We start from the raw sequence: 21,513 nt of genomic DNA, 5'->3' as shown, positions 1-21,513 counted from the left end.
CATGACCCACGCATCCAAGCCCCTCGTTGCCCCCGCGCACGTCAGTGCCATTGCCCCGTACCAGGCCGGCAAGCCGATTGAAGAACTGGCCCGCGAGTTCGGGCTGGATCCGGCCACCATCGTCAAGCTGGCTTCCAACGAAAACCCGCTGGGCATGCCCAAGTCGGCGCGCGCGGCCATGCTGGCCGCCGCCGAATCGCTGGCGCGCTATCCGGACCCCAACGGTTTCGACCTGAAGGCGGCGCTTGCCGAACGCTATGGCGTGCCGATGAACTGGATCACGCTGGGCAACGGTTCCAACGACATCCTGGAAATCGCCGCGCTCGCGCTGCTGGAACCCGGGACTTCGGCGGTGTACGCGCAGCACTCGTTCGCGGTTTACCGCCTGGCCACGCAAGCGCGCGGCGCGCGTCACATCGTGGTGCCCGCCATCGACCATGGCCATGACCTGGATGCGATGTTCAAGGCGATCGCCGACGACACGCGGCTGGTGTTCATCGCCAACCCGAACAACCCGACCGGCACTTTCGTGCCGGGCGAGAAGGTCGCCGAATTCCTGGAACGCGTGCAGGCCGCCCACGGCGACCGCGTCACCGTTGTGCTGGACGAGGCCTACAACGAATACCTCGACCCCGAATTGCGCTTTGACAGCACCGCGCTGGTGCGCCGCTATTCGAACCTGATCGTGTCGCGCACGTTCTCCAAGGCCTATGGCCTGGCGGGCCTGCGTGTCGGGTTCTCGGTCGCGCAGCCCGGCCTGACCGATCTGCTGAACCGCGTGCGCCAGCCGTTCAACGTCAACACGCTGGCCCAGGCCGCGGCCATCGCCGCGCTCGGCGATGCAGACTACCTGGAAGAAGCCTACGCTTCCAACAAGGCGGGCAAGGCCCAGCTCTGCGCCGCGTTCGACAAGCTCAACCTGCGTTACGTGCCCAGCTACGGCAACTTCGTGCTGGTCCACGTGGGCGACGCGCCGCGCATCAATCTTGAACTTCTCAAGCGTGGCGTTATCGTGCGTCCGGTGGCCGGCGACGGCCTGCCGGAGTGGTTGCGCGTGTCCATTGGACTGCCCCACGAGAACGCCCGATTCATCGACGCCCTGACCGCCATCCTGACCGCATGAACGACGCGTTACCTTCTTCCGATCAGGGGGCCGCGGGCCCCCTGATTCCTGTGTTGGCAGTGGTTGGCGTCGGTTTGATCGGCGGTTCGTTCGCGGCGGCCTTGCGCCAAGCCGGGCAGGTCGGCAAGGTGCTGGGCGTGGGACGCAATGCGCAGTCGCTGGAACGCGCCGTCGCGCTGGGCCTGATCGACGAGGCCGTGCCGGCCGAAGCCGCGGCGGCCCAGGCGGATCTCATCATGCTGGCCACGCCGGTTGGCGGCCTGACGAATGTGCTGTCGCAGATGCGGCCGCACCTTGCTCCCAATGCCATCCTGACCGATGGCGGCAGCACCAAGGCCGAGGTGGTCGACGCCGCGCGCGAGGCGCTGGGCGACCGCATAGGCCAGTTCGTGCCGGGCCACCCCATCGCGGGTGCCGAGCGTACCGGGCCGGAGGCGGCGGACGCCAGCCTGTATCGCGGGCGCACCGTCATCCTCACGCCCGTGCCGGAGAACCAGGCGGCCGCCCTGACGCTGGTGCGCCGGGCCTGGCAGGCCTGCGGCGCGGACGTGATCGACATGGAGGCGGGCGCGCACGACCGTGTGCTCGCGTCGGTCAGCCATCTTCCGCATCTGCTTTCCGCGGTGTATATGGAACAGGTGGCCACGGCCGCCGACGCCCAGACCCGGCTTGACCTGGCGGGCAGCGGCTTTCGCGACTTCACCCGTATCGCCGCCGGATCGCCCGAGATGTGGCGCGACATCTTTCTGTCCAACCGCGACGCGATGCTGGCCGAACTGGCTGCGGTGCGCGGGGTGCTGGACCGTGCCGAGCGCGCTATTGCCGATGGCGACGGCGAGGCTTTGCTGACGTTGCTGGACACGGCGGCGCGTGCGCGCCGCGGCTGGCGCAAGGAGTAGTTCAATGGGCGCTTTGCCTTACCTCGATCTGCCGCGCGTGCGGCGCGCGCAGGGCATGATGGCCTTGCCGGGATCCAAGAGCATTTCCAACCGCGTGCTGCTGCTGTCGGCCATTGCCGAGGGCACGACCGTCATCACCGGCCTGCTGGACTCCGACGACACCCGCGTCATGCTGGCCGCGTTGCGCCAGTTGGGCGTGCAGGTGTCCGACCTGGACGCCGGCCGCGTGACGGTGCAGGGCGTGCGCCGCTTTCCGGTGGAAAGCGCCGACCTGTTCATGGGCAATGCGGGCACCGCGATCCGCCCGCTGACGGCGGCGTTGGCGCTGATGGGCGGCGACTATCGCCTGTCCGGCGTGCCCCGCATGCACGAACGCCCCATCGGCGACCTGGTCGATGCCCTGAACGCGCTGGGCGCGCGCATCGACTACCTGGGGCAGCCGGGCTATCCGCCGCTGCACATCGGCCGCGGCGACATCGCCGAGAACGCGGTGACACGCGTGCAGGGTTCGGTGTCCAGCCAATTCCTGACCGCATTGCTGCTGGCCGCGCCGCTGCAGGCGGCCCGCAGCGGCAAGCCCGTGACCATCGAGGTCGTCGGCGAGCTGATCTCCAAACCCTATATCGAAATCACCCTGAACCTGATGGCGCGCTTTGGCGTGCTGGTGCAGCGGGACGGCTGGAGCCGCTTCGTGGTGGAGGCGGGCGCCGCTTACCGGAGTCCGGGCGAGATCGCCGTGGAAGGGGACGCATCGACGGCGTCGTATTTCCTGGCGTTGGGCGCCATCGGCGGCGGCCCCGTGCGGGTGACCGGCGTGGGCGCCGATAGCATCCAGGGCGACGTGGGATTCGCGAGCACCCTGGCCGACATGGGCGCCAAGGTCACCTACGGCCCGGGCTGGATCGAAGTCTCGGGTGTGCAGGTCGCCGACGGCGCGCGCCTGAAGGCTTTCGACACCGACTTCAACCTGATTCCCGATGCCGCCATGACGGCCGCGGCGCTGGCGCTGTATGCCGACGGCCCCTGCCGGCTGCGCAACATCGGCAGCTGGCGCGTCAAGGAGACGGACCGCATCCACGCCATGCAGACCGAGCTTGAAAAGCTGGGTGCGCGCGTGGCGTCCGGCCCCGACTGGCTGCGGGTGACGCCGCCGGCGCAGGACGCCTGGCGCGATGCGCACATCGGCACCTGGGACGACCATCGCATGGCCATGTGCTTTTCGCTTGCGGCGTTTGGCCCGGCGGCGGTCCGCATTCTCGACCCCGGTTGTGTCAGCAAGACGTTCCCGGGTTACTTTGACGTCTACGCCGGCCTGGTGTCGGCCTAGCGCTGCATGGCATCCATGACTTCGACAGCTTCAACTTCCGCCTCACTGGCCCCGGTCATCACGATCGACGGCCCCACCGCCTCCGGCAAGGGCACCGTGGCTCATCGCGTCGCCAAGGCGCTGGGCTGGGCCGTGCTGGACAGCGGCGCGCTGTACCGCCTGACCGCGCTGGCCGCCATCAACCGGGGCGTTGCCGCCGAGGACGAGCCGGCCGTGGCGCGCGTGGCCGAGACGCTGGATGTGCGTTTCGAAGGGCCCCACGTGTACCTCGAGGGCGCCGATGCGGGCCATGACATCCGCCGCGAGGAAGTGGGCAATTTCGCATCCCGCGTGGCCGCTTTCCCGGGTGTGCGGCAGGCGCTGCTCGAGCGCCAGCGCGCCTTCCGGCTGCCGCCCGGCCTGGTGGCGGACGGCCGCGACATGGGCACCGTCGTGTTCCCGGATGCGTCCCTGAAGGTCTTCCTGGTGGCCGACGTCGTCGCCCGGGCGGAGAGGCGGCGTAAGCAGTTGATCGAAAAGGGAATTTCTGCTAATCTAGACGACCTTTTGCGGGATATGCGCGAGCGTGATGCGCGCGATACCGGGCGCGCCACCGCGCCGCTCGCTCCCGCAGCAGATGCACACGTGCTGGATTCGTCCAACCTGACAATCGCAGAAACGGTGCAGGCAATACTGGATTTCTGGCAGCAAGCCAGCCAGTGATGCGCGACGCAGCACTTAAAGCAGTTTTTTGATTAGGCCCTGCTCAAGCCAGGCGACTCCCCCACGGGCCACCCCGCAAGGGTCAGCCAGCCGGCAGGTATTTTGACTCCACTGTGGCGGGCAATCCGCTGCGGTGTGTTCTTAACGGCCATTTCGGCCCAATGGATTTCAACCCCATGTCTTCCGTTTCCACTACCGCCACCGGCGGCGAAAGCTTCGCCGACCTTTTCGCACAAAGCCTCAAGAGCCAGGACATGAAGTCCGGCGAGGTCATCAGCGCCGAAGTCGTGCGCGTCGACCACAATTTCGTCGTCGTCAACGCCGGCCTGAAGTCCGAAGCGCTGATCCCCCTGGAAGAGTTCCTGAACGACCAGGGCGAGCTCGAAGTGCAACCCGGCGATTTCGTCTCGGTGGCCATCGATTCCCTGGAAAACGGCTACGGCGACACCATCCTGTCGCGTGACCGCGCCAAGCGCCTGTCGGCCTGGCTGCAACTGGAAAAGGCCCTGGAGAACGGCGAACTGGTTACCGGCACCATCACCGGCAAGGTGAAGGGCGGTCTGACCGTCATGACCAACGGCATCCGCGCGTTCCTGCCGGGTTCGCTGGTGGATCTGCGTCCGGTCAAGGACACCACCCCGTACGAAGGCAAGACCCTCGAATTCAAGGTCATCAAGCTCGACCGCAAGCGCAACAACGTTGTGCTGTCGCGTCGCCAGGTGCTGGAAGCCAGCATGGGCGAAGAGCGTCAAAAGCTGCTCGAAACCCTGCACGAAGGTGCCGTGGTCAAGGGCGTGGTCAAGAACATCACCGACTACGGCGCGTTCGTCGACCTGGGCGGCATCGATGGCCTGCTGCACATCACCGACATGGCCTGGCGCCGTGTGCGTCACCCCTCCGAAGTCCTGCAAGTGGGTCAGGAAGTCGAAGCCAAGGTCCTCAAGTTCGACCAGGAAAAGAGCCGCGTCTCCCTGGGCGTCAAGCAGCTTGGCGAAGATCCGTGGGTGGGCCTGGCTCGCCGCTACCCGCAAGGCACCCGCCTGTTCGGCAAGGTCACGAACCTGACCGACTACGGCGCGTTCGTTGAAGTCGAAGCCGGCATCGAAGGCCTGGTCCACGTGTCCGAAATGGACTGGACCAACAAGAACGTCGACCCGCGCAAGGTTGTGACCCTGGGCGAAGAAGTCGAAGTCATGGTCCTGGAAATCGACGAAGACCGTCGCCGCATTTCGCTGGGCATGAAGCAGTGCCGCCAGAACCCGTGGGAAGAGTTCGCCACGAACTTCAAGCGTGGCGACAAGGTCCGCGGCGCCATCAAGTCGATCACCGACTTCGGCGTGTTCGTCGGCCTGCCCGGCGGCATCGACGGCCTGGTCCACCTGTCCGACCTGTCGTGGACGGAAGCTGGCGAAGAAGCCGTGCGCAACTTCAAGAAGGGCGACGAAATCGAAGCCGTGGTTCTGGGCATCGACACCGACAAGGAACGCATCTCGCTGGGCATCAAGCAGCTGGAAGGCGACCCCTTCAACAACTTCGTCGCCACGTTTGACAAGGGCGCCGTGGTTCCGGGCACCATCAAGTCGGTCGAAGCCAAGGGCGCCGTGGTTACGCTGTCCGTGGACGTCGAAGGCTACCTGCGCGCTTCCGAGATCTCCTCGGGCCGCGTCGAAGATGCCACCACCGTGCTGTCCGCCGGCGAGAACATCGAAGCCATGATCGTCAACATCGACCGCAAGACGCGTTCGATCCAGCTGTCGATCAAGGCCCGCGACAACGCCGAAACCGCCGACACGATCCAGCGCATGTCCGACGCCAGCGCTTCGTCCGGCACCACCAACCTCGGCGCGCTGCTGAAGGCCAAGCTGGACCAACAGCGCAACGACGGTTAATTCGTGACCAAGTCGGAGCTGATCGCCGCCTTGGCGGCCCGCTATCCTCAGCTGGCCGCCCGCGACACCGATTACGCGGTCAAGACCGTACTTGATGCAATGACCCAGGCGCTTGCCTCGGGTCAGCGCATCGAGATCCGCGGTTTTGGCAGCTTTTCGTTGTCGCAGCGGTCTCCCCGCATCGGTCGCAATCCCAAATCCGGCGAGCAGGTGCTGGTGCCTGGCAAACAGGTGCCGCACTTCAAGGCAGGCAAGGAATTGCGCGAACGGGTGGACCTGGTCGGCGGCAATGACGAGGACGCTCAATCCTCCGGATCGAGCGAGTCGATGCCGTCTTCCATGGCAGGTTTGCACGCCATGCATTGACGCGTCGGCCAGGCAGAGCTGCCTTCGGGCAGATCGGACCGCGAACGAAGCCCCTTGAGAAATCAAGGGGCTTTGTTTTTGTGGCGCCCGTTCACGCGTTCGCCCAACCTTCGCATTCGCTGTCCGCGCTCCCCCTTGGGGCTTTTTTTTCTCTCGCCGTGAAGACGTCGCTTACAATTGACGGTCTCGAATCATCTGGAGCATGCGCCATGCGCTATCTCGTCTGGGCCCTGCGATTGCTCGTCTTTGTGGCGGTGTTGATGTTCGCCTTGAAGAACACCGACCCCGTCGCCGTGAAGTTCTACGCCGACTACGTCATCCAGGACGTCCCGCTGATCGTCGTCATGCTGGTCGTATTCGTGCTTGGCGCGTTGTTCGGGCTGCTGCTGACCGTTCCCGCAGCGCTGCGCCGCCGCCGCGAGGCCATCCGCCTGCGCCGCGAACTGGATCGCATCCAGGCCGCCGCCAACGGCACCACGCCTGTCGTGCCCCCCGAAGCCGTCGCTCCCATGTCGCCGCTGTGACATCGCGCCGGCTTTTTTGCACCGAATTACCGCATGAGTCCGAATAGTGGATTTTGAACCTTGGTGGTTGATTTTCGTCCCGGTGCTGTTCGCGCTGGGCTGGCTGGCCGCGCGTTTCGATATCCGGCAGATGCTGCGGGAAACGCGTAGCCTGCCTGACTCCTATTTCCGCGGGCTCAACTTCCTGCTCAACGAAGAGCCGGATCGCGCCATCGACGCGTTCGTCGAGGTCGCCAAGCTGGACCCGGAAACCACGGAGTTGCACTTTGCCCTGGGCAGCCTGTTTCGCCGCCGCGGCGAAATGGAGCGTGCCATCCGCGTGCATCAAAGCCTGCTGAACCGTTCCGACCTGCCGCAGGCCGAGCGCGAACACGCGCAGCACGAATTGGCGCAGGACTTCCTGAAGGCAGGGATGCTGGACCGGGCCGAAAGCGGTTTCGAGCAGCTCAAGGACACGCGTTATGCGTTGCCCGCGCTGCGCTCGCTGATCCGCATCTACGAATCCGAACACGATTGGCCGCGTGCAATCGAGGCCGTCAAGACCTTGCAGGGCCTGGTCGACGAGCCCGTCCCGCAAATCGTGCACTACTACTGCGAGCAGGCGCAGACCGCGCTGGCGGCAAAGCCCGCCGACGTCGAAAGCGCGCACAAGGCGCTGGACGCCGCGGACCACGCGCTGACTACCACCGAGGCCGCCTCAGGCAAGGGCGCCAAGGTGCGCACCGCCATGCTGCGCGCGCGCCTGGCGCTGATCGAGCAGGATCCCAAGCGCGAAAGGCTGTACCTGGAATCGGTCATGACCGATGCATCCGAGTACGCCGGGCTGGTGGCCGAGCAGTTGCTGGCGAACTATCGCAACGCCAACCAGGCCGCCGCGGGCCTGGACTTCCTGCAAAAACAGTATGGCCGCCATGCGTCCCTGGATCTGTTCAACGTGGTGTTCCGGGAACTGCGTGTGCAGCAGGGCGCGGCGACGGCTTGGGCCTTCGCGCGCGGCGCGTTGCGCAGCCATCCTTCGCTGCTCGGCCTGGATCGCCTCCTGGAGGCCGAACTGGCCAACGGCGACAGCGATGGCGACCACGGCCCGGTGCCGGGCGCGGACCTGACCCTGCTGCGCAGCCTGATCCACAAACACACGCAACGGCTCGATCGCTACGCATGCCGCAATTGCGGTTTTCAAGCGCGTCGCTTCTACTGGCAATGTCCCGGCTGCAACGCCTGGGAAACCTATGCGCCGCGCCGTCTGGAAGAACTTGAATGAACTCTTTTCCCGCCGAAGCCATTTCGCGTAGCCGCGTGCTCGTGGTTGGCGACGTCATGCTGGACCGCTACTGGTTCGGCGAAGTGGAGCGCATCTCCCCCGAAGCGCCGGTGCCGGTCGTGCGCGTCGCCCGCCGCGAAGATCGTCTGGGCGGCGCCGCCAACGTGGCGCGCAACGTGGCCGCGCTGGGCGGCCATGTCACGCTGGTTGGCGTGCTGGGTCAGGACGAGGCCGGCGACAGCGTCCGGCGCCTGTCCACCGAGGCCGGCATCCAGGGCGACCTGATCGCCGACAACGAGCTGCACACCACCCTGAAGATGCGCGTCCTGGGCCGCCAGCAGCAACTCTTGCGCGTGGATTTCGAACAGCATCCCTCGCAGGCGTCGCTGGACGCCGTGGACGCGGCACTGGCGCGCCACCTGGCCAACCACGACATCGTCGTGCTGTCGGATTACGCCAAAGGCGTGCTGACCCGCGTGGAGTCTTTGATTGCGCTGGCGCGCAGCGCAGGCATCCCGGTGCTGGTGGATCCCAAGGGCGATGACTACTCGCGCTATCGCGGCGCGACCCTGGTCACGCCCAACCGCTCGGAAATGCAGCAGGCGGTCGGCCGCTGGAATTCCGAAGCCGAATTGACCGATCGCGCGCAGCGCCTGCGCGCGGATCTGGACCTTGAAGCCCTGCTTGTGACGCGGTCCGAGCAGGGCATGACTTTGTTTTCCGATGCGGGACGCGATCACACCGATGCGCAGGCGCACGAAGTGTTCGACGTGTCGGGCGCGGGCGACACCGTGCTTGCCACGCTGGCGGTCACGCGCGCCATCGGGCTGCCCTGGGCCGAAGCCATGGGCTGGGCCAACAAGGCCGGCGGCATCGCCGTGGGCAAGCTGGGCACGTCCGTCGTCACCGCCGCGGAATTGGCAGGAGAATCCTCATGATCGTCGTTACCGGAGCCGCAGGCTTCATTGGCAGCAACCTGGTTCGCGGGCTCAACCGCCGCGGCATCGAAGACATCATTGCCGTCGATGACCTGACCGAAGGCGACAAGTTCGTCAATCTCGTCGATTGCAAGATCGCCGACTACATGGACAAGGACGACTTCCGCCGCCGCGTCGCCGACGGCAGCCTGCCCGATATCCGCGCGGTGCTGCACCAGGGCGCGTGCTCGGACACCACCGAGCGCAACGGCCGCTACATGCTGGACAACAACTACCGCGTCACGCTGGAACTCTTCGAGTTCTGCCAGACGCGCCGCGTGCCGTTCCTGTATGCGTCCTCCGCGGCGGTGTACGGCGGGTCGACCACCTACGTCGAGCATCCCGACAACGAAGGCCCCCTGAACGTCTACGGCTATTCCAAGCTGCTGTTCGACCAGGTGCTGCGCAAGCGCATGGACAGCCTGACGGCGCAAGTCGTCGGCCTGCGGTACTTCAACGTGTATGGCCCGCACGAGCAGCACAAGGGCCGCATGGCGTCGGTGGCCTTCCACAACATGAACCAGTTCCTGGAACACGGCCACGTGAGGCTCTTCGCGGGCTGGGACGGCTACGTGGATGGCGGCCAGAGCCGCGATTTCATCTCGGTCGAAGACGTGGTCGCGGTGAACCTGCACTTCCTGGATCATCCCGAACAATCCGGCATCTTCAACTGCGGCACCGGCAAGGCGCAGCCGTTCAATGACGTGGCGGCCGCGGTGGTCAACACGCTGCGCGCCGAGCGTGGCGAGGCCGAGCTGACGCTGGCGCAGCTGGCCGAACTGGACCTGATCCGCTACATCCCGTTCCCGGACGACCTCAAGGGCCGCTACCAAAGCTACACGCAGGCCGATGTCACGCAGCTTCGCGCCGCCGGCTTCACGGCGCCCATGCGCGATGTGCAGACGGGCGTGGCCGAATACGTGCGCTATTGGCGCGCGCGCAAATAATCCTTCCGGCAGCCGATCCGACAAGGCCACCGCCATGCGGTGGCTTTTTTTCGCCTGCGTGGTTGCCGGGCTGGATGAATTGATTCACTCGCCGGGCGCGGCGCGGGGCGGGGGCCGATGATGGGAACAAGGCGCGGCACCCGCTGCGCTCCGACCAGTCAGGAGAGCCCATGAATCCCTTCGTCCATTCCACCGTTGCCCGCCACCTGCCGCTGGCGCCGTGGCGCCGCGCGCGTCCGGCCGGCATGCACGCCTGCCCGCGTGTGGGCCAGCGTGCGCTGCGGCAGGCGCTTGGCGCCTTGCTGCTGTCCGCCGGCCTGGGCGTGGCCGCGCCGCCCGCCCAGGCCGTGGATATCAACCAGGCTACCGCGGCCCAGCTTGAGGGCCTGCGGGGCATCGGTCCGCGCACCGCCGACATCATCGTGCGCGAACGCGAACGCGGCGGCCGTTTCGAATCGCTGGACGACCTGACCGAGCGTGTGCGGGGCATCGGACAGAAAAAGGCGCAGGCGCTTCAGGCCGCCGGCCTGACGATCGGCGCGGCGGGCGCCGCGCCGAAGTCTGCGGCGGCAGCCGCGCCCGCAGCCCGACCCGCACCAGGCAAGGCGGCTGCGGCCAAGCCTGCCGGGGCGTCCACGGCGGGCGGCGCGCCGGTCCCGGCCCGCGCCAAGCCCTGAGCCCGGCGATCCGGCGATCCGGCGATCCGGCGATCCGGCGATCCGGCGATCCGGCATCCCCGCATCCCCGCATCCCCGCATCCCGGCGATGCGGGGAGCCCCTGGCGCGTGCGCGGCTTTTGGGGTCGCGCGGCGCCGGGCGGAGTTATGATCGACCGCATGACTACTACCTACCCCACCATCGAGCAGACCGTCGGCAACACGCCTCTGGTGCGCCTGCAGCGCATTCCCGGGGCGGCGGGCGACGCGCGCGGCAATGTCATCCTGGCCAAGCTGGAAGGCAACAACCCGGCGGGATCCGTGAAGGATCGCCCGGCCTTGTCGATGATCCAGCGCGCCGAAGAGCGCGGCGACATCAAGCCGGGCGACACCCTCATCGAAGCCACCAGCGGCAATACCGGCATTGCGCTGGCCATGGCGGCCGCCATGAAGGGCTACCGAATGATCCTGATCATGCCGGACAACCTGTCTGTCGAGCGGCGTGCCGCCATGGCGGCGTATGGCGCAGAGCTCATCCTGACGCCGGCCGACAAGGGCGGCATGGAATACGCTCGCGACCTGGCCACCGAGATGCAGGCCGATGGCCGGGGGCTGGTGCTGGACCAGTTCGCCAATCCCGACAATCCGCGCGCGCACATTGAAACCACGGGCCCGGAACTGTGGAATCAGACGGAAGGACGCATCACGCACTTCGTCAGCGCCATGGGCACTACGGGCACGATCATGGGCGTGTCCACGTACCTCAAGTCGCGCAACCCCGCCGTGCAGGTGGTGGGTGCGCAGCCGGCCGAAGGATCGCAGATTCCGGGCATCCGCAAATGGCCCGAGGCCTATATGCCCAAGATCTTCGACCGCAGCCGCGTGGACGCCTACGAGTCCATCCAGCAGTCCGAAGCCGAAGTGATGGCGCGGCGGCTGGCCGCCGAGGAAGGCATTTTCGGCGGGATCTCCTCGGCCGGCGCGCTGGTCGCGGCCCTGCGCGTTGCCGAGCGCGTCAACGATGCGACCATCGTGTTCATCGTGTGCGACCGCGGTGACCGCTATCTGTCCACGGGTGTCTTCAACTGACCTGCTGGCCGGCCCGCGCGGGCTTGCGCGGCGCGCCGCTCAGGACGAGGCGGCAATCCCTTGAATGAAAAAACGCCCCGGCGGTTGAATCCGCCGGGGCGTTTGTCCATCCGCGTGGCAGCCGTCACCACGCGGGGTAAATCGGCGCGCGCGCGATCATTGCGTCACGCGGGCCTCGATCTCGGTGGCCAGATCGGCCACCGACGTGGCGTAGAAGTAGCTGCGGTTGTACTTGGTGAGCGCAAAGAAGTTGGGCGTCCCCACGCGATACTGCGCCGTGCCGCGCATTTCCTCGACCAGATCCACCACGCCCAGCGGCTGGCTGACCCAGCCATCGCTGGATGCGCCGGGCTTCAGGCGCGAGCCCGCTGCCGTCAGCGTGGTCCAGCTTTGCTTGGGCTCCAGGCCGCCGTCCACCAAGGCGGTCGGGTCGGCGGGCAGCACCACGGGCGCGAACACCGGCAGGCCGCGCTGCCAGCCGTGTTGCGCCAGGAAACTGCCCACGGACATGATGGCGTCCTGGGTGTTGTTGGTCAGATCGATATGGCCATTGCCGTCGCCATCCACGGCGTAATGCATCACGCTGGTCGGCATGAATTGCGGCATGCCTATGGCGCCGGCATAAGACCCTTTGGTTTCCAGTTCCAGCTTGTCGTTCATGACAAGCGTCAGGAAGTCGGCCAACTGCGTGCGGAACATCGTGGCGCGCTCGGGCTTGGCCGGGTCCGGGTAGTCGAAGGCCAGCGTGGCCAGCGCGTCCAGCACGCGGAAATTGCCCATGTTGCGGCCATACAGCGTTTCGACGCCGATGATGGAGGCGATGATCGGGGCTGGCACGCCAAAGCGTTGCGCCGCCTGATTCAGCAGGTCGCGGTTTTCGTTGTAGAACTCGACGCCCCAAGCGATGCGCTTGGGTTCGACGAAGCGTGAGCGATAGGTCAGCCAGCTGCGCCAGACCTTCTTGCCGGGTGGGGAAGGTGCGATGAGCCGCGCCACCGTGGCGTTGTAACGTGAGCTTTCCAGCGCCTGGACCATCGGCGCCAGCGGCAACTGACGCTCGGCGGCCAGGTTTTCGACGAAGGTGCGGACGTCGGGCCGCAAGGCGCCGGATGGCGTCAGCGTGGCTGGGGCGTCGTCCGCGAGTTCGGGGCCGAGCGTCGGCGTGCTGGGCCCGATGCGGATGGCGGGCGTCCCTGAAGCCTGAGCGGTCTGGGAAGCGGAAGTAGTGGAGGTTGCTGCGGTGGGAGTGGTGGTGGAGCACCCCGCCAGCAGGGCGGAAAGCGCGCCGAGTTGCAGTATTCGCCGACAGATGAACATAATCTTCCTTATGGAGACCATGTATCTTACCCACCCGGCATGCCGCTTGCATGAAATGGGAAGCTGGCATCCGGAAAGCCCCCAGAGGCTGGACGCCATCTCCGATCAGTTGCTCGCAAGCGGATTGATGCCTTATCTGGATGACCGGCAGGCGCCGCAGGCGTCCCGCAATGACCTCTTGCGCGTGCACACTGTCCAGTACCTGGACAGTTTGCAGAAACATACGCCGGACCAAGGGTATTACCCTATCGATCCGGATACGCTCATGAACCCGCACACCTTCGAGGCGGCGTTGCACGCGGCGGGAGCGGGGGTGGCGGCGGTCGATGCGGTGCTGGGCGGCGAGGCGCGAACGGCCTTCTGCGCCGTGCGTCCGCCAGGGCACCACGCGTGCCGGTCGCAGGCCATGGGCTTCTGCTTTTTCAACAACGTCGCCATTGCGGCGCAGCATGCCATGGACTTTCACGGCCTGACGCGCGTGGCGATCGTCGATTTCGACGTCCATCATGGCAACGGCACCGAGGATATCTTTGCCGGGGACGATCGGGTGCTCATGTGCAGCTTCTTCCAGCATCCGTTCTTTCCCAATAGCGGCGCGGACCATCCGGCCGCCAACATGCTCAATGTGCCCGTGCCCGCCTATACCGCGGGCGCCGCGGTCAGGACCATCGTCACGGACACCTGGCTGCCGCGGCTGGAGGCGCACCGTCCCGAATTGATCCTTGTGTCCGCGGGCTTCGATGCCCATCGCGAGGACGACATGGGGCAGATGGGCCTGGTGGAGGCGGACTACGCCTGGATCACCGAGCAGCTTGTCGAGGTGGCCGATCGCCACTGTCAGGGCCGGATCGTGAGCACGCTCGAAGGTGGTTACAACTTGTCCGCCTTGGGCCGCAGCGTGGTCGCGCACATACGGGCGCTGGCGAAGCTGTAGAATCAGGAAAAAATTGTGCAATGCGATCCCGGCCCATGCCGGGTCATTATTTTCCAATTGGAGGCAGCGGGATGAAGGTGTTGGTACCTGTCAAGCGCGTCGTTGACTACAACGTCAAGGTGCGCGTCAAGTCTGATCAGACCGGCGTGGATATCGCCAACGTGAAGATGTCCATGAACCCCTTTGACGAGATCGCCGTCGAAGAAGCCACCCGCCTGAAGGAAAAGGGCGCGGTCGCTGAAGTCGTGGCGGTTTCTTGCGGCGTTGCGCAATGCCAGGAGACACTGCGTACCGCCATGGCCATCGGCGCCGATCGCGGCGTGCTGGTCCAGACCGATGCCGAACTGCAGCCGCTGGCTGTCGCCAAGCTGCTCAAGGCGCTGGTCGATAAGGAACAGCCCCAGCTCGTGATTCTGGGCAAGCAAGCCATCGACGACGACGCCAACCAGACGGGCCAGATGCTGGCCGCGCTGCTGGACTGGCCGCAAGCCACGTTCGCCAGCAAGGTCGAACTGGCCGACGGCAAGGTCACCGTGACGCGTGAAGTCGACGGCGGTCTGGAAACCCTGTCGCTGAAGCTGCCCGCCATCGTGACCACCGACCTGCGCCTGAACGAGCCGCGCTACGTCACGCTGCCGAACATCATGAAGGCCAAGAAAAAGCAGTTGGACACCGTCACGCCGCAAGACCTGGGCGTTGATCCCGCGCCCCGCCTGAAGACGCTGAAGGTCAGCGAGCCGCCCGCCCGCAAGGCCGGCATCAAGGTTGCCGATGTCGCGGCGCTGGTGGACAAACTCAAGAACGAAGCGAAGGTGGTCTGATCATGACGACGCTGGTTATTGCCGAACACGATAACGCCCAACTCAAGGGCGCAACCCTGAACGCCATCGCCGCCGCCGCCAAGATCGGAGGCGACGTGCACGTGCTGGTCGCCGGCGCCAACGCGCGCGCCGTGGCCGACCAGGCCGCCCAGGCCGCCGGCGTGGCGAAGGTCCTGCTGGCCGATGCCCCGCATCTGGCCGACGGCCTGGCCGAAAACATCGCCGCGCAGGTGCTGGCCGTGGCCTCGAGCTACAGCCACATCCTGTTCCCGGCCACGGCCTCGGGCAAGAACGTGGCGCCGCGCGTCGCCGCCAAGCTCGACGTGGCGCAGATCTCCGACATCATCGGCGTCGAATCCGCCGATACGTTCCAGCGCCCGATCTACGCCGGCAACGCCATTGCCACCGTGCAATCGGCCGACGCCGTCAAGGTCATCACCGTGCGCACGACCGGCTTTGACGCGGTTGCCGCCCAAGGCGGTTCCGCTTCGGTCGAGGACGCTGCCGCTGTCGCCGACTCGGGCCTGTCCACGTTTGTGGGCCGCGAAGTCGCCAAGAGCGACCGTCCTGAACTGGCCGGCGCCCGCGTCGTGGTGTCGGGCGGCCGCGGTCTGGGCAGCGCCGAAAACTTCAAGATCCTGGATCCGCTGGCGGACAAGCTGGGCGCCGCGCTGGGCGCTTCGCGCGCCGCGGTCGACGCCGGCTACGCGCCGAACGACTGGCAGGTTGGCCAGACCGGCAAGATCGTCGCGCCGCAACTGTACGTGGCCGTCGGCATCTCGGGCGCCATCCAGCATCTGGCCGGCATGAAGGACTCGAAGGTCATCGTCGCGATCAACAAGGACGCCGAGGCGCCGATTTTTGGCGTGGCCGATTACGGCCTGGTGGGCGATCTGTTCCAGGTCGTGCCTGAACTGACCAACGCGCTGTAAACCGCAGCGCAGGCGTCAATCAGAACCGCGGGCGTTACGCCCGCGGTTTTTTTTTGCACGTCTTATCTGCGCCGCAAAATTGTCAAAAACGTTTGATTTTCGCAAAGACTCTGCTAACGTAACCGGCGCGCTACCCCCTGTTTGCGAATGTGCTTGACCTGTACAGAACGAAGGAGATTCGTGATGGAATGGTTCTTTGACACACTACGTAAGTACCCGGAGCTGGCGATTTTCCTGACCTTGGGTCTGGGCTATTGGATCGGCGCCAAGAAGATCTTCGGCTTCAATCTGGGCGCAGTAACGGGAACCCTGTTGGTGGGCGTGCTGGTCGGCCAGCTCAACATATCGATTGCCCCCATTCTCAAGCAGGTGTTTTTCCTGCTTTTCCTCTTCGGTCTTGGCTACGGCGTAGGACCGCAATTCTTCCGCGGCATGAAAAGCGATGGCCTTCCTCAGGTCATTTTTGCCGTCATCATCTGCGTGCTCTGCCTGCTGGTCACTTGGGGGACCGCGGTCGCGTTCGGCTTTGACGCCGGCACCGGCGCGGGATTGCTGTCGGGCGCGCAGACCATTTCGGCGGTCATGGGCGTGGCCACCGACACGATCAACGGGCTGTCCGTAGACGCCGCCACCAAGAAGCAGTGGATCGACAGCATCCCCGTCGCGTACGCGGTCTGCTACATCTACGGCACGGTGGGCAGCGCCTGGCTGCTGGCGTCGCTGGGCCCGAAGCTGATGCGCGTGGACATCGTGAAGGAATGCCAGGAGTACGAGGCCAAGATGTCCGGCGGGGCCGATTCGATGGAACTGTCGGGCTACCGCAAGTTCACGGCGCGGGCCTACCGGCTGGACAACACGGAATACGTGGGCAAGACGGTGGGCGACCTGGAGGCGAAGTTCGTCGACGCCCGCGTGTTTGTGGAGCGTATCCGCCGCGGCGACCAGATCATCGATGCCGACTCCGGCACGGCGCTGCAGGCCGGCGATGTGCTGGGCGTGACCGGCCGCCATGACGCGCTGGTGCTGCAGGCCTCAGGTCTCATCGGCACCGAGGTCGAGGACCGTGACGTCATCAACCTGCCCGCCGAAGTCGTCGAAGTCGTGCTGACCAACAAGAACGTGGCCGGCAAGACGATCAAGGAGCTTGCCGATAACGAGACGGTGCGCCAACTGGGCCGGGGCGTGTTTCTGCGCAAGGTCGTGCGCGGCGGCCACGAGATGCCGGTCAACTGGGGCCTGAAGCTGGACCGCGGCGACCGCCTTTTCATTCTGGGCGCCAAGCGCGACGTCGAACGGGTCGTGGGCAAACTGGGCTACGTGGACCGCGCCACCAACCAGACCGACATGGTGTTCGTGGGTTTCGGCATTTTGCTGGGCGGGTTGTTCGGCACGCTGGTGCTGACCGTGGGCGGAATTCCGATCACGCTGTCGACCTCCGGCGGCGCGTTGATTTCAGGGCTGGTGTTCGGCTATCTGCGCTCCGTGCATCCGACGTTCGGGCGTGTGCCCGAGCCGGTGCACTGGTTCCTGACATCGGTCGGCCTTACCGCGTTCGTCGCGGTCGTGGGCATCGTGTCCGGACCGGGGTTCGTGCAGGGCTTCCAGCAGTTGGGCGCCAAGCTCTTCATCGCAGGCGTCATCGCCACCAGCATTCCGATGATCCTGGGCGTGCTGATCGCCCGTCATGTCTTCAAGTTTCACCCGGCCATTGCGTTGGGCGTTTGCGCCGGCGCCCGGACCACGACCGCGGCCATCGGCCAGATCACCGAAACGGCGAAAAGCCAGGTCCCGGCGCTTGGCTACACGGTGCCTTATGCCATCGGCAATACCCTCTTGATCATCTGGGGCATTGTCATCGTCATGCTCATGGCCTAGCAGGACAGCCCGCAAGCCGCGGCTTGCGGGCGGTACAGAGAAGAGAAGCGCGGCAATCGTAACGGCGCCGGTCTTTACCGAGCCGGTCAACACGCACATCAGGAGTACACAAAATGGCTTCCACTGCGCCCGTCACCGTCAGCCTGGCCTCGGCCTTGAAGACCACACGTTCCCATCAGCGCGACCTGGAACAGTTGTCTCCGTTCGAACTGAAGGACTATCTGATTACGCTGGCCAAGGATAGCCAGCAGTCGGCCGCCGCCTCCATGCTGAACGCAGGCCGCGGCAATCCCAATTGGATCGCCACGGAGCCGCGGGATGCGTTTTTCCTGTTGGGGCGGTTTGCCATGAAAGAGGCGCGCCGGGTGCGCGACGAAGGCATTCTGGCGGGCATGCCCGCGAAAAAAGGATGCGCGGAACGGCTACGCAAGTTCCTCTCCAAGCACAAAGGCGAAGACGGCTACGACTTTCTCGTCGGGGTGCTGGAATACGGCGTGAAGATCAAGGGGTTTGATCCGGACGAATGGATCCATGAACTGACCGACAGCATCATCGGTGACCACTATCCCGTGCCTCCCCGGGCGCTGGTGCACACCGAGCAGATCATTCATGACTACCTCGTCAAGGAAATGTGCGATGGCCGCCCGCCCAAGGGCAAGTTCGACCTCTTCCCGGTGGAAGGCGGCACGGCGGCCATGTGCTACATCTTCGATTCGCTGATGGTCAACGGTCTGCTCAAGCAGGGCGATACCATCGCGTTGTTCCTGCCCACCTTCACGCCCTACATCGAAATCGCGCACCTTGAGCGCTTCCAGTTCAAGATCGTCGGCATCAATGCCAACAGCATGCGCGCGGATGGCACACACGACTGGCACTATCCGGCCTCGGAAATCGCCAAGCTGGAGGATCCCAAGATCAAGCTGGCGGTCACGGTGAACCCCAGCAACCCGCCATCCGTCGCATTCAGTCCGGTCGAGATGAAGCAGATCGTGCGTCTGATCCGAAAGAATCCCGACCTGGTGCTGGTGACTGACGATGTTTACGGCACCTTCGTGCCGAATTTCCGGTCGCTGATGGCGGAGGTGCCGCAGAACACCATCTGCGTGTACTCCTTTTCAAAGAACTTCGGCTGCACCGGCTGGCGCCTGGGCGTCATCGCCACGCACGAGAACAACACGATGGACCGGCGCATTGCCCAGCTGCCCGCCGCCTGGAAAAAACGGCTGGACAAGCGCTACGGCGCCATGACGATGGAGCCGGAGAAACTGAAGTTCATCGACCGCCTGGTCGCGGACAGCCGTGATGTCGCCCTGAACCACACGGCCGGGCTGTCGTTGCCGCAGCAGGTGCAGATGGGCTTTTTCGCGCTGTCGCATCTGCTGGACCTGAAGGACGCCTACAAACATCTGACCATGCAGATCGTGCGCAGCCGGCGCGACGCGCTGTGGCGGGGGCTGGGTATTCCGATGCCGCCGGAAGATCCGATGCGGGGCTGGTACTACGTCGAACTGGACTTCATGGTCTGGGCCAAGGTCATGTATGGAGACGCCTTCTGCAAATACATGATCGACAACTACGAACCGGTGGACTTCCTGTTCCGCTTGGCGGAGAAGTCGGGGGTCGTACTGATGGACGGCGGCGGCTTCGGCGGCCCGCCGTGGTCGATCCGAATTTCGCTCGCCAACCTGGACGACGGGGACTACGCCAAGATCGGCAAGTACATGGTCGAATCCGCGACCGAATATGTCGAGGCGTGGAAGTCGTCTGAGCTGGTGCGTTCCGGCCCCACCGCGGGCAAGGGCCAGACGGTCAAGGCATCTGCCGCCAAGAAGCGCGTCCCGGCTGGCAAGACGGCGGCCAAGAAGGCCGTGAAGAAGGCGGTGAAGAAGGCCGACACGGCTGCGAAGTCGGCAAAGAAGGCCGCCGAAAAGTAGGCGGCCGCAACGCAGGCGCTCATCGCGCATGCAACAACAGGACGGCGTGAACTCATGACGTGTTCGGTCGGGTTTTTCAATAGCGTCCCCATCGCGGTGTTGTTCGTCACGGTGGGCTTGGGATACCTGATCGGCAAGCTGAAGGTCGGGCCGATACAGCTTGGCGGGGTGTGCGGCACGCTCATCGTCGCCCTGCTGATCGGCCAGACGGGCTGCCAGATGCGCGGCGACTTGAAGGAGGTCGCGTTCGCCCTGTTCATCTTTGCCATGGGCTACTCCGGCGGCCCGCAGTTCTTCGCCAACCTCAACCGATCCAGCCTGCGCTTTCTGGCGCTGCCGCTCATCGAGGCGGTGCTGGTCTTGACGATCGTGCTGACGGCCGTGCCGCTGTTCGGGCTGGATGCCGGCACCGCCGCGGGCCTGGCGGCCGGCGCGGCCACAGAATCGGCTGTCGTGGGCACCGCCGCCGAGGCGCTCAAGCACCTGGGGCTGCCGGATGCCGAGGTGCAGCGCATGGAGGCCAACATCGCGACGGCCTACACGCTGACCTATCTGGTGGGTCTGATCAGCATCGTGTTCTTCACCAGCCAGGTGGCGCCTGCGCTGCTGCGCATCAACCTGCGCGAGGCGTCCAAGGCGCTGGAGGCCCAGCTGGGCGCCACGCCCGGCGACAACGACGAAGCCAGCGTGCCCACGCTGCCGCGTCTGGTGGGGCGCGCCCACGTGGTCAAGGACGTGGACGGCAAACGGGTCGCCGACGTGGAGGACCTGTTGGGCGGGCGCACGGTGCTGAGCCGGATCCTGCGCAATGGCGAGGCGGTCGATGCCACGCCCGATTATGTGCTGGCGACCGGCGATATCGTGGTGGTGCTTGGACTGCGCCGTTTTGCGCTGCGGGCCGGATCGGTGATCGGCCCGGAGATCCAGCTGCCCGAGGCGCACGCGGACGACCTGCAATTGAGCGAGCTGCAAATCATCGTCAGCAAGAAGACCGTCAATGGTCACACGGTGGGCGAGCTGGCCAAGCGTCCCAACGCCCGGCGCGCGCGTGGCGTGTTCCTGCAATCCATTTCGCGGTCGGGGCACGTGCTGCCCCTGACCCCCGCGACGGTCGTGCAGTACGGCGATCTGGTCACCCTGGTGGGCGCGGAGCCGGAGCTGTCCGAGGCGGGCGCGGCGCTGGGATCCGAACTGCGCCGCAGCGGCGTGACCGACCTGGTCTTTCTGGCGTTCGGCATTCTTGCCGGGCTGATGATCGGCAGCCTGGGGGCAAGACTGTGGGGGATTCCGGTATCGCTGGGCAGCGGGGGCGGGGCGCTGGTCAGCGGCCTGGTGTGCGGCTGGATCAATGCGAAGCGGCCGTCGATCGGACACATGCCGGCCCATGCCGTGCAACTGCTCAAGGACCTGGGACTGGCGATCTTCGTGGCCTGCGTGGGTTTGTCGGCCGGGCCGGATGCGCTGTCGCTGATCCGCGAGCATGGCGCGGTGCTCCCCTTGATCGGCCTGCTGGTGTCGCTGGGGCCGGCCTGCCTGTCGCTGTGGGTGGGACACAAGCTGCTGAAGATTGAAGGGCCGCTGCTGGTGGGCGCCATTGCCGGGCAGCATGTCAGCACGCCGGCCATCAGTGCCATCCTGACGGCCAGCGGCAGTTCGGTGCCCCTCTTGGGTTACACGGTGACATACGCCATCGCCAACGTGCTGCTGCCAGTGCTGGGGCCGATCATCGTGTCGCTGGCGTACCACCTGGGCTGAGCGGCTTCGGCCCGGAGGGCGGGGCGGCGCAAAGCCGCTGCGAATATTGCATAAGGTTATATGACTTGCGTATTTCCCCGCCTGCAGGTTTGATGGAAGAATCGTTTCACACGCGGTCACCGCCGCCCCGAAACGCGATTGCCCGCTGCGGTCCAAGCCGGACCGGCGGCCGGTCCCATCAACTG

At 65.6% G+C, this 21,513-nt stretch carries 19 protein-coding genes; 18 read left to right on the top strand and 1 reads right to left on the bottom strand.

The features are described 5' to 3' along the window. Position 1: 1 nt before the first annotated feature. The 12 genes from hisC to cysM all read left to right on the top strand — a co-directional run bounded on the left by hisC (position 2) and on the right by cysM (position 11,760). On the top strand, positions 2–1,123 hold the full coding sequence (hisC, locus tag HV786_RS21165) for a histidinol-phosphate transaminase (RefSeq protein ID WP_128827740.1): 1,122 nt from the start codon (positions 2–4) through the stop codon (positions 1,121–1,123). Then, entirely contained in the window at positions 1,120–2,022 is a 903-nt protein-coding gene (locus HV786_RS21160) for a prephenate dehydrogenase (protein WP_175211744.1), read from the top strand. The genes hisC and HV786_RS21160 overlap by 4 nt, the downstream gene beginning before the upstream one ends. Positions 2,023–2,026: 4 nt before the next feature. After that, positions 2,027–3,349 carry a 3-phosphoshikimate 1-carboxyvinyltransferase gene (gene aroA / locus HV786_RS21155; RefSeq protein WP_128827741.1) on the top strand — a complete coding sequence of 441 codons (1,323 nt, stop codon included), beginning with the start codon at positions 2,027–2,029 and terminating at the stop codon, positions 3,347–3,349. Positions 3,350–3,364: 15 nt separating this feature from the next. After that, a complete protein-coding gene (gene cmk, locus HV786_RS21150; RefSeq protein WP_056322250.1) occupies positions 3,365–4,051 on the top strand; it encodes a (d)CMP kinase in 687 nt (228 codons plus the stop codon). A gap of 176 nt (positions 4,052–4,227) precedes the next feature. Further along, positions 4,228–5,940, top strand: coding sequence for a 30S ribosomal protein S1 (rpsA, locus tag HV786_RS21145; RefSeq protein WP_056322251.1), 1,713 nt, complete (start codon positions 4,228–4,230; stop codon positions 5,938–5,940). A 3-nt stretch (positions 5,941–5,943) separates the two neighbouring features. Next, positions 5,944–6,306 (top strand): integration host factor subunit beta, encoded by a 363-nt coding sequence (locus tag HV786_RS21140; protein ID WP_056322254.1) that lies wholly within the window; start codon positions 5,944–5,946, stop codon positions 6,304–6,306. Positions 6,307–6,515: 209 nt separating this feature from the next. Next, the gene (locus HV786_RS21135; RefSeq protein ID WP_062838607.1) at positions 6,516–6,830 is read left to right on the top strand and encodes a LapA family protein; all 315 of its coding nucleotides are present in this window, start codon (positions 6,516–6,518) and stop codon (positions 6,828–6,830) included. A 46-nt stretch (positions 6,831–6,876) separates the two neighbouring features. Then, complete coding sequence (gene lapB, locus HV786_RS21130; protein ID WP_128827742.1) at positions 6,877–8,091, top strand: lipopolysaccharide assembly protein LapB; 1,215 nt, start codon at positions 6,877–6,879, stop codon at positions 8,089–8,091. Continuing rightward, positions 8,088–9,029, top strand: coding sequence for a D-glycero-beta-D-manno-heptose-7-phosphate kinase (gene rfaE1, locus HV786_RS21125; RefSeq protein WP_056322264.1), 942 nt, complete (start codon positions 8,088–8,090; stop codon positions 9,027–9,029). Before lapB ends, rfaE1 begins: the two co-directional genes overlap by 4 nt. After that, on the top strand, positions 9,026–10,015 hold the full coding sequence (gene rfaD / locus HV786_RS21120) for an ADP-glyceromanno-heptose 6-epimerase (RefSeq protein ID WP_062838608.1): 990 nt from the start codon (positions 9,026–9,028) through the stop codon (positions 10,013–10,015). Before rfaE1 ends, rfaD begins: the two co-directional genes overlap by 4 nt. Positions 10,016–10,185: 170 nt before the next feature. Then, complete coding sequence (locus HV786_RS21115) at positions 10,186–10,692, top strand: ComEA family DNA-binding protein (protein ID WP_175211742.1); 507 nt, start codon at positions 10,186–10,188, stop codon at positions 10,690–10,692. A 159-nt stretch (positions 10,693–10,851) separates the two neighbouring features. Continuing rightward, positions 10,852–11,760 (top strand): cysteine synthase CysM, encoded by a 909-nt coding sequence (gene cysM, locus HV786_RS21110; protein WP_056322744.1) that lies wholly within the window; start codon positions 10,852–10,854, stop codon positions 11,758–11,760. 156 nt (positions 11,761–11,916) lie between these two features. On the opposite strand, the gene mltB is transcribed toward cysM, so the two are convergent. Continuing rightward, on the bottom strand, positions 11,917–13,077 hold the full coding sequence (gene mltB, locus HV786_RS21105; protein WP_175211740.1) for a lytic murein transglycosylase B: 1,161 nt from the start codon (positions 13,075–13,077) through the stop codon (positions 11,917–11,919). Positions 13,078–13,087: 10 nt separating this feature from the next. Here mltB and HV786_RS21100 point away from each other — a divergent pair, with 10 nt between their 5' ends. The 6 genes from HV786_RS21100 (at position 13,088) to aspT (HV786_RS21075) (ending at position 21,328) form a co-directional block, all read left to right on the top strand. Further along, complete coding sequence (locus HV786_RS21100) at positions 13,088–14,011, top strand: histone deacetylase family protein (RefSeq protein ID WP_175211738.1); 924 nt, start codon at positions 13,088–13,090, stop codon at positions 14,009–14,011. A gap of 71 nt (positions 14,012–14,082) precedes the next feature. Beyond that, positions 14,083–14,832 (top strand): electron transfer flavoprotein subunit beta/FixA family protein, encoded by a 750-nt coding sequence (locus tag HV786_RS21095; protein WP_056322273.1) that lies wholly within the window; start codon positions 14,083–14,085, stop codon positions 14,830–14,832. A gap of 2 nt (positions 14,833–14,834) precedes the next feature. Then, a complete protein-coding gene (locus HV786_RS21090; protein ID WP_063952771.1) occupies positions 14,835–15,764 on the top strand; it encodes an electron transfer flavoprotein subunit alpha/FixB family protein in 930 nt (309 codons plus the stop codon). A gap of 183 nt (positions 15,765–15,947) precedes the next feature. Beyond that, on the top strand, positions 15,948–17,639 hold the full coding sequence (aspT, locus tag HV786_RS21085; protein WP_128827744.1) for an aspartate-alanine antiporter: 1,692 nt from the start codon (positions 15,948–15,950) through the stop codon (positions 17,637–17,639). A gap of 113 nt (positions 17,640–17,752) precedes the next feature. Further along, entirely contained in the window at positions 17,753–19,573 is a 1,821-nt protein-coding gene (locus HV786_RS21080) for a bifunctional aspartate transaminase/aspartate 4-decarboxylase (RefSeq protein WP_128827745.1), read from the top strand. Positions 19,574–19,627: 54 nt separating this feature from the next. Further along, complete coding sequence (aspT, locus tag HV786_RS21075) at positions 19,628–21,328, top strand: aspartate-alanine antiporter (protein WP_128827746.1); 1,701 nt, start codon at positions 19,628–19,630, stop codon at positions 21,326–21,328. The last annotated feature ends 185 nt before the right edge of the window (positions 21,329–21,513 follow it).

The sequence above is a fragment of the Achromobacter mucicolens genome (genome assembly GCF_902859725.1).
Lineage (GTDB): Bacteria > Pseudomonadota > Gammaproteobacteria > Burkholderiales > Burkholderiaceae_B > Achromobacter > Achromobacter mucicolens.
This window is presented reverse-complemented; position numbering and strand designations above follow the sequence as displayed.

Coding starts and splice junctions, on each gene's coding strand:
- rpsA (WP_056322251.1), top strand. CDS start 4,228: ATGTCTTCCGTTTCCACTACCGCCACCGGCGGCGAAAGCTTCGCCGAC.
- HV786_RS21090 (WP_063952771.1), top strand. CDS start 14,835: ATGACGACGCTGGTTATTGCCGAACACGATAACGCCCAACTCAAGGGC.
- cysM (WP_056322744.1), top strand. CDS start 10,852: ATGACTACTACCTACCCCACCATCGAGCAGACCGTCGGCAACACGCCT.
- rfaD (WP_062838608.1), top strand. CDS start 9,026: ATGATCGTCGTTACCGGAGCCGCAGGCTTCATTGGCAGCAACCTGGTT.
- mltB (WP_175211740.1), bottom strand. CDS start 13,077: ATGTTCATCTGTCGGCGAATACTGCAACTCGGCGCGCTTTCCGCCCTG.
- aspT (WP_128827744.1), top strand. CDS start 15,948: ATGGAATGGTTCTTTGACACACTACGTAAGTACCCGGAGCTGGCGATT.
- cmk (WP_056322250.1), top strand. CDS start 3,365: ATGACTTCGACAGCTTCAACTTCCGCCTCACTGGCCCCGGTCATCACG.
- aspT (WP_128827746.1), top strand. CDS start 19,628: ATGACGTGTTCGGTCGGGTTTTTCAATAGCGTCCCCATCGCGGTGTTG.
- HV786_RS21135 (WP_062838607.1), top strand. CDS start 6,516: ATGCGCTATCTCGTCTGGGCCCTGCGATTGCTCGTCTTTGTGGCGGTG.
- rfaE1 (WP_056322264.1), top strand. CDS start 8,088: ATGAACTCTTTTCCCGCCGAAGCCATTTCGCGTAGCCGCGTGCTCGTG.
- aroA (WP_128827741.1), top strand. CDS start 2,027: ATGGGCGCTTTGCCTTACCTCGATCTGCCGCGCGTGCGGCGCGCGCAG.
- HV786_RS21100 (WP_175211738.1), top strand. CDS start 13,088: ATGGAGACCATGTATCTTACCCACCCGGCATGCCGCTTGCATGAAATG.
- HV786_RS21160 (WP_175211744.1), top strand. CDS start 1,120: ATGAACGACGCGTTACCTTCTTCCGATCAGGGGGCCGCGGGCCCCCTG.
- HV786_RS21080 (WP_128827745.1), top strand. CDS start 17,753: ATGGCTTCCACTGCGCCCGTCACCGTCAGCCTGGCCTCGGCCTTGAAG.
- HV786_RS21095 (WP_056322273.1), top strand. CDS start 14,083: ATGAAGGTGTTGGTACCTGTCAAGCGCGTCGTTGACTACAACGTCAAG.
- HV786_RS21115 (WP_175211742.1), top strand. CDS start 10,186: ATGAATCCCTTCGTCCATTCCACCGTTGCCCGCCACCTGCCGCTGGCG.
- hisC (WP_128827740.1), top strand. CDS start 2: ATGACCCACGCATCCAAGCCCCTCGTTGCCCCCGCGCACGTCAGTGCC.